The sequence below is a fragment of the Bacillus sp. FSL H8-0534 genome, from assembly GCF_038005885.1.
Lineage (GTDB): Bacteria > Bacillota > Bacilli > Bacillales > Bacillaceae_G > Bacillus_A > Bacillus_A pseudomycoides.
Map to the genome: position 1 here is coordinate 4,807,408 of NZ_JBBOUC010000001.1, position 13,592 is coordinate 4,820,999.

At 34.5% G+C, this 13,592-nt stretch carries 18 protein-coding genes and 2 pseudogenes; 15 read left to right on the plus strand and 5 right to left on the minus strand.

Going from position 1 to position 13,592, the window contains the following annotated elements; all coding sequences use genetic code 11:
• The first annotated feature begins 48 nt into the window (after positions 1–48).
• From MHH71_RS24595 to dpaB, 3 genes and pseudogenes are all read left to right on the plus strand, one after another.
• Positions 49–300: a YlmC/YmxH family sporulation protein gene (locus MHH71_RS24595; protein WP_029426914.1), complete on the plus strand. Its 252-nt coding sequence runs from the start codon at positions 49–51 to the stop codon at positions 298–300.
• A gap of 410 nt (positions 301–710) precedes the next feature.
• Positions 711–1,613, plus strand: coding sequence for a dipicolinic acid synthetase subunit A (dpaA, locus tag MHH71_RS24600; RefSeq protein ID WP_018780935.1), 903 nt, complete (start codon positions 711–713; stop codon positions 1,611–1,613).
• Positions 1,610–2,035 (plus strand): annotated as a pseudogene (dpaB, locus tag MHH71_RS24605) (dipicolinate synthase subunit B); the annotation flags it as partial. The gene dpaA and the pseudogene dpaB, both read left to right, overlap by 4 nt.
• Positions 2,036–2,067: 32 nt before the next feature.
• Here dpaB and MHH71_RS24610 read toward each other — a convergent pair.
• The 3 genes from MHH71_RS24610 to MHH71_RS24620 form a co-directional block, all read right to left on the minus strand.
• Positions 2,068–3,615 (minus strand): recombinase family protein, encoded by a 1,548-nt coding sequence (locus MHH71_RS24610; protein ID WP_006095722.1) that lies wholly within the window; start codon positions 3,613–3,615, stop codon positions 2,068–2,070.
• 94 nt (positions 3,616–3,709) lie between these two features.
• Positions 3,710–4,234 carry an ImmA/IrrE family metallo-endopeptidase gene (locus MHH71_RS24615; RefSeq protein ID WP_003199544.1) on the minus strand — a complete coding sequence of 175 codons (525 nt, stop codon included), beginning with the start codon at positions 4,232–4,234 and terminating at the stop codon, positions 3,710–3,712.
• A gap of 167 nt (positions 4,235–4,401) precedes the next feature.
• The gene (locus tag MHH71_RS24620; RefSeq protein ID WP_003199546.1) at positions 4,402–4,773 is read right to left on the minus strand and encodes a helix-turn-helix domain-containing protein; all 372 of its coding nucleotides are present in this window, start codon (positions 4,771–4,773) and stop codon (positions 4,402–4,404) included.
• A gap of 162 nt (positions 4,774–4,935) precedes the next feature.
• Between MHH71_RS24620 and MHH71_RS24625 the strand changes: the two genes are divergently transcribed.
• From MHH71_RS24625 to MHH71_RS24670, 10 genes are all read left to right on the plus strand, one after another.
• The gene (locus MHH71_RS24625; protein WP_006095721.1) at positions 4,936–5,151 is read left to right on the plus strand and encodes a helix-turn-helix domain-containing protein; all 216 of its coding nucleotides are present in this window, start codon (positions 4,936–4,938) and stop codon (positions 5,149–5,151) included.
• A 65-nt stretch (positions 5,152–5,216) separates the two neighbouring features.
• Entirely contained in the window at positions 5,217–5,465 is a 249-nt protein-coding gene (locus tag MHH71_RS24630) for a hypothetical protein (RefSeq protein WP_033799699.1), read from the plus strand.
• 89 nt (positions 5,466–5,554) lie between these two features.
• The gene (locus tag MHH71_RS24635) at positions 5,555–6,142 is read left to right on the plus strand and encodes a helix-turn-helix domain-containing protein (protein WP_006095720.1); all 588 of its coding nucleotides are present in this window, start codon (positions 5,555–5,557) and stop codon (positions 6,140–6,142) included.
• A gap of 14 nt (positions 6,143–6,156) precedes the next feature.
• Positions 6,157–6,378, plus strand: a complete 222-nt coding sequence (locus tag MHH71_RS24640; RefSeq protein WP_003199552.1) for a hypothetical protein — start codon at positions 6,157–6,159, stop codon at positions 6,376–6,378.
• Positions 6,379–6,559: 181 nt separating this feature from the next.
• The gene (locus MHH71_RS24645) at positions 6,560–6,844 is read left to right on the plus strand and encodes a hypothetical protein (protein ID WP_033799060.1); all 285 of its coding nucleotides are present in this window, start codon (positions 6,560–6,562) and stop codon (positions 6,842–6,844) included.
• Between the two features lie 280 nt (positions 6,845–7,124).
• Positions 7,125–8,045: a DnaD domain-containing protein gene (locus tag MHH71_RS24650; protein ID WP_078211741.1), complete on the plus strand. Its 921-nt coding sequence runs from the start codon at positions 7,125–7,127 to the stop codon at positions 8,043–8,045.
• A complete protein-coding gene (gene dnaB, locus MHH71_RS24655) occupies positions 8,045–9,367 on the plus strand; it encodes a replicative DNA helicase (protein ID WP_006095718.1) in 1,323 nt (440 codons plus the stop codon). The genes MHH71_RS24650 and dnaB overlap by 1 nt, the downstream gene beginning before the upstream one ends.
• Positions 9,367–9,555 carry a hypothetical protein gene (locus MHH71_RS24660; protein WP_003199559.1) on the plus strand — a complete coding sequence of 63 codons (189 nt, stop codon included), beginning with the start codon at positions 9,367–9,369 and terminating at the stop codon, positions 9,553–9,555. The genes dnaB and MHH71_RS24660 overlap by 1 nt, the downstream gene beginning before the upstream one ends.
• Complete coding sequence (locus MHH71_RS24665; RefSeq protein ID WP_033799059.1) at positions 9,530–9,892, plus strand: hypothetical protein; 363 nt, start codon at positions 9,530–9,532, stop codon at positions 9,890–9,892. The genes MHH71_RS24660 and MHH71_RS24665 overlap by 26 nt, the downstream gene beginning before the upstream one ends.
• 76 nt (positions 9,893–9,968) lie before the next feature.
• Positions 9,969–10,160 (plus strand): DUF3954 domain-containing protein, encoded by a 192-nt coding sequence (locus tag MHH71_RS24670; RefSeq protein WP_006095717.1) that lies wholly within the window; start codon positions 9,969–9,971, stop codon positions 10,158–10,160.
• 52 nt (positions 10,161–10,212) lie between these two features.
• Here MHH71_RS24670 and MHH71_RS24675 read toward each other — a convergent pair whose 3' ends face one another.
• Both MHH71_RS24675 and MHH71_RS24680 read right to left on the minus strand, forming a co-directional pair.
• Positions 10,213–10,686: a CDI toxin immunity protein gene (locus MHH71_RS24675; protein ID WP_003208136.1), complete on the minus strand. Its 474-nt coding sequence runs from the start codon at positions 10,684–10,686 to the stop codon at positions 10,213–10,215.
• Between the two features lie 157 nt (positions 10,687–10,843).
• Positions 10,844–11,038, minus strand: a complete 195-nt coding sequence (locus MHH71_RS24680; RefSeq protein ID WP_003208133.1) for a hypothetical protein — start codon at positions 11,036–11,038, stop codon at positions 10,844–10,846.
• A gap of 1,324 nt (positions 11,039–12,362) precedes the next feature.
• On the opposite strand from MHH71_RS24680, the pseudogene MHH71_RS24685 reads away from it, so the two are divergent.
• Both MHH71_RS24685 and MHH71_RS24690 read left to right on the plus strand, forming a co-directional pair.
• Positions 12,363–12,832, plus strand: a pseudogene (locus MHH71_RS24685) (ArpU family phage packaging/lysis transcriptional regulator).
• Between the two features lie 41 nt (positions 12,833–12,873).
• Positions 12,874–13,371, plus strand: a complete 498-nt coding sequence (locus MHH71_RS24690; RefSeq protein WP_240516974.1) for a site-specific integrase — start codon at positions 12,874–12,876, stop codon at positions 13,369–13,371.
• Positions 13,372–13,592: the final 221 nt, after the last annotated feature.

Here is a 13,592-nt window from a genome sequence, read left to right on the forward strand (position 1 = left end):
AGGATTTGAGGATGTTGTATGGAAGATGTTCGTAAAGGGGAGAATCATATGCGTTTAAGTGAATTAAGTGGAAAAGAGATTGTGGACTTGGAGCGTGCGGAAAAAATGGGAGTTTTAGGTCATGCTGATTTAGAAATAAACGAGAAGGATGGGAAAATTCAAGCTCTCATTATACCGGTGGGAAAATGGGGTGGGTTTAAAAGGGAGCAGCAAGAAGTTCGTGTAGAATGGAACCGTATTAAAAAGGTCGGTCATGATATGATTATCTTTGACCTTGCAAGCCGCCCAAGCTCACAGTAAAAGATAACCATTTTGGTTGTCTTTTTTTTATTCCACTATTCACAGGCAAGTAATACTCCTACCTCAAGATTCAGTAAAACAAAGAAGATAGGTTGGAAGATAAACTGTCGGTAAAGGTCCAAGTGATGAAGCCTAATAATCGGTGGGAGATGTCGTTGATTATAGTTTCGCTTTATTGGAACAGGTGTAGCACGTTCAAATGAAAATGGAGTGAGGGAGTAGTAGTTAAGTAATGAGGAAGAGTGTAACTCTAATGGAAGTTTTATCTTATAGAATTTCACATATTTAGAAATATTGAATGCTTTTTGTTTTTCAATCACCTCTAACTCGTACGGTACATATTATGTGGAGGAAAAAGAAAAAGTAGGCACTTTTCTTATAAATGAAAGAAAAAGAAGGTGAAGTAGGGAATGTTGACTGAGATGCACATTGCTGTCATAGGAGGAGATGCAAGGCAGCTAGAAGTGATTCGTAAGTTGGTTGAACTTGATGCAAAACTTTCATTAGTAGGATTTGATCAACTGGATCATGGTTTTACAGGGGCAGCAAAAGAGAGTATGCAAGATCTAGATTTCACTTCTTTAGATGCAATTATTTTGCCGGTAGCAGGAACAAATGCAAAAGGAGAAGTAGATACTATTTTTTCAAATGAAAAAGTTGCGCTTACGAAAGAACAGATTGAAAAAACACCAGCAAACTTTACTATATATTCAGGAATTGGTACACCGTATTTAGAAAATATTACATCTACAACAAATCGAAAACTTGTGAAACTATTCGATCGTGATGATGTGGCGATCTATAATTCTATTCCAACGGTAGAAGGAACATTAATGATGGTTATTCAACATACAGATTATACAATTCACGGTTCGAATGTAATGGTTTTAGGATTTGGTAGAACTGGAATGAGTGTAGCGAGAGCTTTTCAATCACTAGGAGCTCATGTCAAAGTAGGAGCACGACGTTCAGAACATATCGCTCGTATTTCGGAAATGATGTTTTCTCCTTTTTATATGCAGGATATTGAGAAAGAAGTAAGTGATGTTGATATTGTCATTAATACGATTCCGCACCTCGTTGTAACGGCAAGGGCTATTTCTAGGATGCCAGCTCATACGTTGATTATTGACTTGGCTTCTAAGCCTGGTGGTACGGATTTTCGTTATGCAGAGAAACGAGGGATTAAAGCCTTGTTAGCACCCGGTCTTCCAGGAATTGTTGCACCAAAAACAGCAGGGCAAATTTTAGCGAATGTTCTTTCTCAGTTATTAACGGCAGATATGATGGCAAAGGAGGAGAATGGAAAATGAGTTTAAAAGGAAAACGAATTGGGTTTGGATTTACAGGATCACATTGTACGTATGCGGAAGTTATGCCGCATGTAGAGAAACTAATTGTAGAAGGAGCAGAAGTGCTGCCGGTTGTTTCATATACTGTACAAACAACAAATACTAGATTTGGTGAAGGAGCAGAGTGGATTGAACGGATTGAAGAGATAACAGGAAATAAGGTTATTAATTCTATTGTAGGCGCAGAACCACTCGGTCCTAAAATTCCATTAGACTGCATGGTGATTGCTCCATTAACAGGGAATTCAATGAGTAAATTTGCCAATGCAATGACAGATTCTCCTGTATTAATGGCAGCAAAGGCGACGCTTCGGAATGGAAAACCAGTTGTGTTAGCTGTTTCAACAAATGATGCTCTTGGCCTTAATGGTGTAAACCTAATTACACCAACAAGATGACGACAAAAAGCAAACGTTTATTTGTCGTCATCTTGAGGGAGCTTAGGGTAAAGCACAAGTTTAAAATCGTCGAGTCTTTGCCATTTTTCTTTCGTATAAACAGCCTTTTCTAAAACTGACTTTAGGAGGCTGTTCTTTTTTTGTGGATCATCTGTTTTGAAATATAGATCTAACACATGCTCGACTTGAGGAATTGTATCTTTCTTCACTTTTTCCTTTGTTATTTCTGTTTTAATTTCTTTTCTGAGGTTTTCTATCGTTTCAGTAATCTCATTAATACGATTGGAAACAACATTAGAACGTTCTAAAAACATATCAACAGTATAAACACCACGCTCTAATAAATCGTGTAAATTATTTTTTTGTTTTTGGACATCCACTAACTCTTTTTCAAGTTTTCGTAAAGCAGCCTCGTTCATTTGAATAATTTGTGTTTCTTTTGTGCTTTCATCCTGCTTATTTTTTTCAAAATCAGCTTTATAATTGATGTACCATTCTTTTAATGCTTCGAGTAAACGTTTTTCGATTAGTTCTGTATAACTGGATTTATTTTCACAACCACGATGTTTACAATCCATTGTATGTTTTCGATTTTTTGGATATCGTTGTACCATGCTGTATCCACATTTTCCGCATCTGATAATCCCAGCTAACGGATTCTTTAATCCATTCGTATTATAAGGAACGTGATACCTCGTATTTAATTTCTCCTGTGCTTTTTCGAATAAGCTTTCTGGGATAATCGGATCATGTTTTCCATCCGCAATAATCCATTCTGATTTATCTTGTCTAGTGCAACTACGTTTCGTTGCATCCGGACGTTTCACTTCTTTTCTTTTTTGCCATGTTACCTTTCCAATGTAAACATTATTTTTTAACATGTCTAATATACTGTATGGGTTCCAATCGTTACCTAACTTACTTTTGTAGCCAAGCTGATTTAATTTGTTCGTAATGACGGAGGCTCCCATATCCTCATTTGCATACCATTCAAATATCATTCTCACAACAGAGGCTTCCTCTGAATTAATAGTTAATGTGCGCTCACGTTTATTCAAACGGAGGATATCATATCCGTATGGTGCATGCGTACCAAGGTAATTGCCAGCCTCTACACTTGCAATACGACCACGTTGCATACGGCGAGTAATAATCTTTAACTCTTTACGTGCCATAAACGCCTCAAATTCACTGTATTCTTCGTCCCACTCATCGTTAAGGTCATAAGTCTTTCTAGGTGTCATAATCTTCGTATTGGAGCGTTTAAATGTCTCTAAGATGATTCCTTGCTCTTTCATACCGCCACGTCCTAAACGGTCCATATCCATACATAGAACAACGTCATATTTGTTATCTTCAATTTCTTCGAGTAGTGCCAACATCTCAGGACGTTTCACTAAGCTCTCCCCAGAAACGATTTCCTCACGAACGGATAAAACATCTAAATTTAGCTCTTTAGCTATTTTCAGCAGGGTAGTGCGGTGCTTTGCTAAAGTTTCACCTTCACCACGTGCTTCGGCTTCTAGATCAGCGCGTGATTTACGTAAGTAGATTGCGGTTTTCATGGCAGTACCTCCTATATTTAGTATTAATTATACGAAAAGTAAATAAGATAAATTATAAAAATTCAATGTAGTTAAGTAGAAGTTATAGTTTTTATTATGTAATTAGACATGTTTGTGAAAAAACATTTAGCAAATGACTAGCTAGCAGCTGATTTTCATAATGCAACAAGCGTTGCTCAGCAGTATGAAATGAAACATTGAAAGTTTTTGCAATGAGGTATATCGATTCTTTTCTTGTTTCGGGAAGGTTTAGTGTCCTTAACATAAAAGTAGGAATACAAAAATGTAGCTTGAAATTGTTTGCTTTTGCTTCTTGGTAGTCTAAAAATAATTTCGGTATGTATAGCTGATTTCCTACATGGAATAGAACATGGCAAAGCTCATGACCAAAGTCCTCCCATTGTTGATAAGCCATGTTTCGATTATCAATAATAATACTGGGCAAATTATTTTTACAAATAGCACGACTTCCAAATGGAGCAAAATGTAACCAAATATTTAGTTTTTGGGCAATTGTTATCATATCAATTTGTTCTGGAATAAAGATGGATAAAGAATGATACAAATTTTTAATATAATCTTCGATTTGTGTTGTGTAGTAAGGCTGTGTTTTATGCATATCATTTCACTCCATTGTTAAAAATGCAAACGTATGTTCTTATTTTGCTGTAAAAAGAAAAGCCCGTGAAGGGGGCTTTAAAAATATATAAGAATTATAGGAACAATTAACCATTCCTGTTCAAATAAATACACGCAATACAGCGTGTATTTATTTAGGTTATTTAATTAATTTTGTTTATCCCCAGGTTTACGATTTTTCTCCTTACTTTTAATAAACTCCCAAAACTGTTTAAGTTCTTCTTGTTTATCAGGAGAAGCATCTTTGATGTCTTTAAACCAAAGTCCTAGATCGGGATCTGTTAAAGGATTATAGGTATAAGTGTCTCTAGTTGTATTTTTAGTAATATCTCTACCTAAAAGATAGTCAGTTGAAACCTCAAAGAAATCAGCAAACTTATTTAACGTGTCATAATCAGGTTTTCTGTTTCCATTCTCATAACCTGATATTGTTGATTCAGCCAGATTTAATTTTTGCCCTAACTCTTTCATAGTTAGGTTATTTGTCTTTCTTAATTTTCTTAAATTCTCTCCAATCATAGGAATCCTCCTATTCATCTTCTAAGATTAATTATACTTTGCAAAGTGCAAAATTTGAAATGAATTGACAAAAACTTTGCGAAACGCGTTGATACTTTGCATAATGCGTAGTATATTTTGGATAACAACACATTATGCGTAGTTTTAGGTGGTGATAAAGAAGTGATTGGACCAAAAGAAATGCGTATGAAATTTGGAATAAGTATTGAAGAAGCTGCAAAGAATCTCGGTATTTCTGGTGGCTATTTGTCACAAATTGAAAACGGACAGCGGCAGGTCAGCGCAGAGAGAGCTGATCAAATTGCAAAGTTATATGGAAAGAAAAAAGAAGATATTTTTTTGTCTACGCGCTATTCAGTTTGCAAAGTTTTAGAGTGATAAAAAATAAAGGGGTTTGAATGCTAATGCAAATTTATGTCCGAATAACGAAAGAAGGTGAAAAAATGTCAGCACTTCCAATGGCAGTACCAACAGATCAGCAGCATACAAATGTAAAAAGCACTTCAAGAGGTGACACCATGAGCCAACAAGAAGAATATTCAGCTTCTTATGAGTTTGGAAAAACGAAAGTTTATATTGTGGCTCCTGAACCTAAACCACAAAAGGAAATTGATAAAATCCTTCGAGCATATTACGAGGCTGGTTGGGCCATCATCAAAGAAATGCAAGCAAAAGAAAGTATCGAGGATTAATTCCTCTTTTTTACATAAAAATAGACAAGTTATGTATTCTATAAACTTTATTGTAATCCTTTGACAACTTAATACGGAGGCGAACAAATATGGGAACAAGTATATATTGCAATTCGTCTATAGGTGGATTGCTACGTAATGCTAGAGAATGTTGTGAAAATGCACATTATCGAACAAAGAAAGGTCTAGCAGAGTATCTCGGCATTACTTACGAACGTTTAAAAAATATTGAATCTGGTTTTTCTAAAGTGCCTTTTGAATTAGCAATGGATTGGTGTGATGCAACAGGAGCACCATTAAATAAACAGGCAATTAAACATATTTATGGTGTAGGATTACCACCAACAGATCCTCGTTTAACGAGCGATGTAAATTTACAACTTATGAATTACATCAAGCAAGCCGAAGAGGGGATTGCGGCAACGAAGGAAATCATGAATTTACAAATTACAACACGTTCATGGAAGTTGGGCGAAAAGGAGAAACATGAATACGCAGTTCATGCAAAAGAAATCTTCGATACAATCCAAGCTACTCAATGTGTAGTACAAGCTCTTGAACAAGTACACTTTGGCATTATGGAACAAATACAAAAAAGCTGGTTGCAAAAGGCTATGTCAGAAAACGTTATTATTCAATCGGTGGATAGCTTAATGACTTTAACAAAAGTTTTGTAAAGGAGGAAATGTAAGTGACAGTAGATTACAAGAATCCAAGCTTAAGAGAATATAAGGAACTAATTCGTTATGATGCAAAGTTAACTGGTGAAATAAAAATAGCTAAAACATTTGGTGATGATAAAAAGTTAGGAGAATTACAACAAGAGAAAAAGTTAGTGGGAATTCGAATCAAAATTATTGAGGCATCATTTACTTTAAAACATAAATGGGCAAAAGAAAAAGCTACCGCCTAGACAACAGTAGCTCGCAATAAATTCTACAAAGTAATTATACCATTTTATTTATTATTTGGACAAGCCACTGTGCTTGTCGCTATGACCAGAAAGGATTGTTACCCAACCCCCTTTAAAGATATCCCTTTCTGGTTGTAACGATGCGTACAGCATCCATTTACATAGAAAAGAGGTGAAAACCATGACAACTGAATACTATTGTCTGCATGATCTTGTTCTTCTAGGAGACTTTTCGTTTACAAATGAACTTCATGATTGCATGAATACATGCATTTACAACATGTTCAACGCTAAATCTCATGAGGAAGCGAATTATTGGGAAGAAGAGCTTAATCGATGTGTAAAAGAGTTTAAGATGCTTCGTGAAGAAAAGGAGGAACATGAAGTATCTAAAAGTTATTGTGTGATTATTAAAGGATCTCGTTCTAAAGGTGTTAACGCTTCGCTGGTAAGTCGTAGGAAATAAAAAAATCTATCACTTTGCCGAGTGATAGATAAATAGTGGTTGGTAAATTTTAGTTAAGTTAATTATACCAAATCATAAACGTTATAACAATGGAGTGTATTGTATGCTTTTAGACAAAACATTACATAGAGTGTTGTTAAATCCTAAGATTGTCCAACAGGTAACGTCAGAACAGCACCTTGCTTATTTAGTACAGCAATATCTAAAAAAGGTTATAAAAATTATCGCTTATTACGTATAGAGGACGGGTTTGCGATATGTAAACGGGAGGATGAATAACATGGCAGTTTTTAGACCAGTTCAAGTTTCATTTTGGCAGGATGCAAAAGTTATTGAGGAGATGACTCCGGAAGATAAATTATTTAATCTGTATCTTCTTACAAACCCATGTACTACTCAAATTGGTGTGTACCAAATCACCAAAAAGCAAATGGATTTTGATTTAGGTTACTCCATGGAAAGTGTTAATTCACTCTTAGATCGTTTTGAAAACCATCATAAATTAGTTAAGTATAATCCAGAAACACGCGAACTAGCAATTATCAATTGGGGTAAATATAACCTTAATAGAGGCGGTAAACCAATTGAAGATTGTGTTCGCAAAGAACTTGATGGAGTAACAGATATTAGTCTTATTAGCTTAGTAACTCCAAAAGTTAAAAATGATAAAATTCGTGCTATTTTCGAAGAGTTTCTTGCTGTTCACGATACGTGCCACGATACGTCAACGATAAGTGGGGAAAAAGAAAAAGAAAAAGAAAAAGAAAAAGAAAAACAACAAGAAGAGCGCACGGACGTTGTTGAAGTTAACCCAATTTCTTTTTACGAACAAAACTTTGGATTCATGACACCTTTTATCGCAGAAGGAATTCTTGCGTGGGTAGATGATTTAAATGCAGAGCTAGTTGTTAAAGCAATGGGAATTTCTCTGGAAAAAAATACAAGAAACATGTCTTATGTAAATTCAATTTTAAGAGATTGGCATGTTAAAGGCTTTAAAACAGTAACTGATGTTGAAGTAGCCGACAAAGAGTTTCGTGCTAAACGAACAACACAAGTAAAACAACAGCCAGCATATCAATCTGTTGCTATGTCTGAATCTACTAAACAAGTATTGCAGCAACAAAAAGAGTGGAATCAAAATATCGCCACTGATGAAGAACTTGCAGCACTTAATCAACAGAATGGATGGATGCAATAATGAGTAACGACATCATTCGTAATTTGGAAGCGGAGCAAAGTGTTTTAGGCAGCATCATCATGGAAGGGGATTTGATAAAAGATTGTCAGTTAAAACCAAATCAATTTTCTCTTCCAACACATCAAGCCATTTTTAAGGCAATGAGAGAACTTGAAGACGTTGAAAGCCCTATAGATCTTGTGACTGTAGTTGAAAAATTAGATAGTTTTATAAATCAAATTGGTGACATTCAGTTTTTAGTTAATTTAGCTGAGGGCGTTTCAACAACAAAAAACTTTTCGTATCACGAGGGTCTTGTGATAGAAGCATGGAAAATGCGGCATGCTCAAGAGGTTGCTGGTGATTTATATAAGCGTCTTCAGAAAGACAAAGATATTAGTGCAATCGGCAATACAATCGATGAACTAAATGCGATAGAGGAAACGGGTTATTCAGGTGAGTTTGATTTAAAAGAAACGCTTGTTGGGCTATATAAGAAGATGCAAATCGATGTTGGCGATTTAACAGGTATAAACACTGGATATTACGATTTTAATCGAATGACCTCTGGATTACAGACAGGAGACTTAATCATTGTTGGTGCACGTCCAGCAATGGGGAAAACGGCATTTGTACTAAACGTTGCTTATCATGCAGCAAGTTCAGATACAGCAGTTGGAATCTTTTCACTAGAGATGGGAGAAGAACAATTGCTCAAGAGAATGATTTCTAGTGCCGGCAATGTTGATGCAACCAAAATGAAAAACCCTAAGAAACTTTGCAATATCAAAGACTGGGAAAACATCAGCCAAGCAATGGGATTGATTAACAATCTTCCACTGGAAATATACGATAAGGCAAATGTAACAATGCAAGAGATTTATGCAAAGACCAGAAAACTGAAACGTAAACATCCAGATAAAAAGGTATTAATAGCGATTGATTATTTACAGCTTATTGTTGGTGATCCAAAGCATAGAGGAAATCGTATGCAAGAGATTGGCGAGATTAGCCGGAAGTTGAAACTGATGGCTAGGGAACTGGATGTATGTGTAATTGCTTTATCACAGTTAAGTCGTGCTGTTGAAAGTAGACAAGATAAACGTCCTCTGTTATCTGATTTACGTGAGACAGGACAAATTGAGCAAGATGCTGATTTGATCGCATTTTTATATCGTGAAGATTATTACGATGCAGAAACAGCGAATAAAAACATAACTGAAATTATTCTGGCCAAGCAGAGAAATGGTCCTGTTGGTACAGTTGAACTTGCATTTATTAAAGAGTTTAGCAAATTCATTAATTTAGAGAGAAGATATGATAACCAACGGGAGGTACAGTGATGTTATTAAGACAGGAAGTTGAACGACGGAAATTGCTCATTATTCGTAAATTACTTAGTTTAGGGTTATCTGAAATAAACGAGAAAACATTAGATCAATTAACATTAACTCAACTTGAAGGGATTTTAACAACAGGCTTGCATGTATTGGAGGGACAGAGCGATGCCAAAGCAGCTAACAATATTTGATGTTGAGCCAGTAGTAGCATTTGATCCTAAGAAAGCGCATATTCATCGGTTGAATTCTCAAGTACGTTTTGCTGATGTGGTTGTTCAAATACCAAGCCAAGCAAGGGCAGTTGATGAGCTAAAGCTTACCACAGCTCCTAGTGAGAAATATGAAATGTTTGAGGAATATACAATTGGGATTTGGCGTTATAAGCGAGCGGAGGATAAACAATTTGAATGGGAAAAAGCCGAAGAACTTTGTAAGAAGGCAAGAGATAATAAAGAACCGATATCAATACGACTTCATCTATCCTTGGAACAATCATTTATTCCAGAAAACGTTGTGCAATATTTATAGGCAAATAAAAAAGCCGAGATTGCTCCCGACATAATTATTCGACAAAGTAATTATAACACATATAGGAGTGGTTTCGGTGGCAATTATCAAGGAAAACATTGCAGAAATGAAGGCTGAAATTTCATTAGTAGAAAATATGATTTATGTTGTGAAAGATGGACAAGTTCACCTAATAGAGCCACCCACAAGTGGTCACGGGGAACAGTCCTTTGTATATAAAAGTAGAAAAGTAACTCGTATGGATGAACGGAAGACGCAGTTGATTTAATACCAAATTTGAATTTTGTAGAAAAGCAGAATAAGGAAAGATGAGTAGATTATTAGCGAAATCCAACCCTAATCATTTCTTCATCCTCTATTTCAATTACGAATCTATATTCTTTATCTAATAACCAGTAATAAAAACTGACTGCATCAACGTCAGCTAGTGATTGGAATACATTATCAAGATTTGTACCTACTACAGGGATTTCATAGTTATCCCATAGTATAAAAATCTGTTCATTAAAATCTAGTTTGTGTGCTCTAATAAGGGAAATTAGTCGTTCTTTGTTTGGAACTACTAATTGATTGTCTATCTGTTCCCAATCTATTTTTCCAGAGACAGTTATAGGAAATGATTTTATTAAATTAGTAGCAATCTGCTGGCTTTTTCCCTGAGAGAAAATTAAAGTTTCGTCTCCTAGGGATTCAAGACATTCATTAAACAAAGGATTTGTATTATTCCTGTTTTTTGTTTTCAGTGCTCTTAACTTTTGTTGCATTTGCCATCGTCTTGAGGATCTATCATTCATTTTATCAATCCTTCTACAATTAATTAAGAATCAGTATAGCATATAGAAACAGTACTTAGGAAAGGAATTTTTTAAATTATGAACTAAACAAAAGCGTTATTTTATATTGAAAAATCCCTTGCAATTAAGGGGGATTTGGGTAAACCTTTATGGGGAGCTATTCTTTAGATAATGGGATTCTTACAGCTTCAAGTCTTTCGTATTCGATAGGACAATGAATAGGAAGTATGATGGACTCTAAAGTTTCGTTTGCTAGAGATTGTTTGAAAATTACTTCACCAGAAGGAGAGAAAAATGTAAATTGGATTTTCGTGTCAGGAGGAATTATTAATTTTGGTGATTTATTTTCCATGTTAATCAACTCCTAAAGTATTTGATTTTCTAAGAATTCCAAAGCGCATTCGATAAATATATATATGAATGCCTTTTCGAGAGCATTACTTTAGTAAATTGAGAAACTTAATAAAATAGTTATTTTGTAGCAAATAAAAAAGAGCACACATATAAATGTGCTCTTAGAAAAATAGGTTCTTATGAGAGAGGGTCTCCATACAATATCATATGCTTGTCTTATTTAAAGGTTCAAAAAATCAGCAAAAATGCTATTTGATATCTGACTTGTATATGTAAAAAGGGCATCTTTTTAAGATGCTCCTAGAAAGAGGGTTCTAATGCCTAATAGGTTTTCACTTATTTTTATATGTATACGTTGGTGTCGCTGTAAGCGTGAAAATTAAATAATTGAAATCACAATATGTATACGCAAAAAAGAGCACTGGTATGCAGTGCTCTTCAAAAGATAGGTGTCAAAGAACACTGAGCCAAAGTGCTCTTTGAATCAATGAGTAGTATAAGATATGCTAATCTCAAGAAGGTGTTAACAAAATTATAAAAAAGCCCTCTATAAAAGTAGAGCGTATGAGTGAATATGCCTCATTTCCATAAGTTACAGCTATGGTATAAACGAGATTTGAAATGTTATACAGGGATGAAAAGGATGAATAATAAAAAATTCATTTTGGTATTTAGATTTTTGTATCAGAAAAGAGCACTTTCGAATAGTGCTCTTTAAGGAGCTAGTTAACATTTGTATGTAGATTATTAATATATGTGTGTATCAGTTAAAGGTGAAAATAAAAATTGCATTTTAAATAAAAGAGCAGCTAGCAAAAGCTAACTGTTCGGCTCCAAGGTATCTCCAAAAGGGGGACGGAGAAAGAAATTTAAATGAGTTTTGGCATACAGCCTATCTACATTATTGACGGAATACTCGTTAAATAAACGTGAGGATATTTTTAATAGTAGGATTTTAAAACACTTTTAATTTAGGGCTGATTCCAAAAAAGTGAAACACTAACAAAATATAATGTTATTAAAAGAGCAGTTCCTATAAGAATTCCTATGAGAACACCTATAAAAATCTTTGTCCATAAATTCTTCATCAATAGACCTCCTTTATGAAGAATATTAACATCTATCCAGAAATTGAACAAAATAATCCTTTTAAAAATTACTAAGACGAAAGAAAATGATATAATAATAGAAATTAAATATTTAGTCCTACTGGAAGAACCAGCGGATATCAAACTATTAAGAGTAATAACAATATTGCTCTGTGGTTTGGTGTCCGCTTTTTTTATTTTCATTAATAAAATAGACAAGGAGTGTTTATATATATGACACAATTGACATTCTTACCAAAAATTGACCGTAAAGCAACACAATCTCGATTAGAAGAGGTTCTTGAAAACGTTCGTATTTATAGACAATTTGGGATGATTAGAAATGAAATGAAGGTTACAGCTTCAGGTGAGATAAGATATCATGGACCAACAAATGTAGTAGGGAAACCAGCTGAAGATGTTGCTTTAGCGAATATAGGATTAAGTATAAGAGAAGAAAGGTTAAAACGCCTATCTTTTCAGATCGACAAGGCATTAAGTAGGTTTAGTAAGAATCAAAGAGACATTATTATAAACGTTATTTAGAAGATGAAGAAGTTTTTGATTATATGGTTTATAACGAGATTGGCATGAGTGAGCGCACATATAGACGTAATAAGTCTAATGCTTTTTATAAACTAGCTTTCGCTCTGAGATTAGAAGCATATGAGGTAGAAAAGCATTATGGAGGGGGTGATCTATGAATTTTGTCCAACCTATTCGAGAGCCAGAGCAAATATAACAAATTAAAGAATATCTAAAGGAAAATAATGAACGCAATTATATTTTGTTTGTAATGGGAATTAATACAGGTTTACGTATTAGTGATATTTTAAAGCTACGAGTTGGTGATTTAAAAGGTAGTCATATTTCAATGAGAGAAAAGAAGACGGGAAAACAGAAACGTATTCAATTGACACCAGCATTAAAAAGAGAATTACGTTGGTATATCGAAGAAAGAGATGATAATGAGTACTTGATTAAGAGTCGCGAAGGAAAGAATAAACCAATCGGACGAAGTATGGCATATAAGATACTTAGAAGTACTGCAGCAGAGTTTGGGTTAGACGAAATAGGAACGCATACATTACGTAAGACATTCGGCTATCATATGTATATGCAAACGAAGAATATCGCATTGCTGATGGAGATATTTAACCATTCATCCGAAAGAGTTACATTAAGATACATAGGTGTTAACCAAGATGCAATGGATAAAGCTATGACCAGATTCAAAATATAGCAACATCCTTTTTATTTTTTTGTCTTTTATAGTTACCCATTTTTTATGTGTTGTGTAACTCAAAAAGGAAAGTGTTATGAAGCTATGGATATCAAGGGATTCAGCGATAGGGGCAGTTACACAAAATATAAGATATGGGTAAGTCATAAGGCAAAACAAAAAATACTAAGACATTTTTTTATAAATTAATATCTTCTTATTGAAGTGAATCTAGTCGGTGC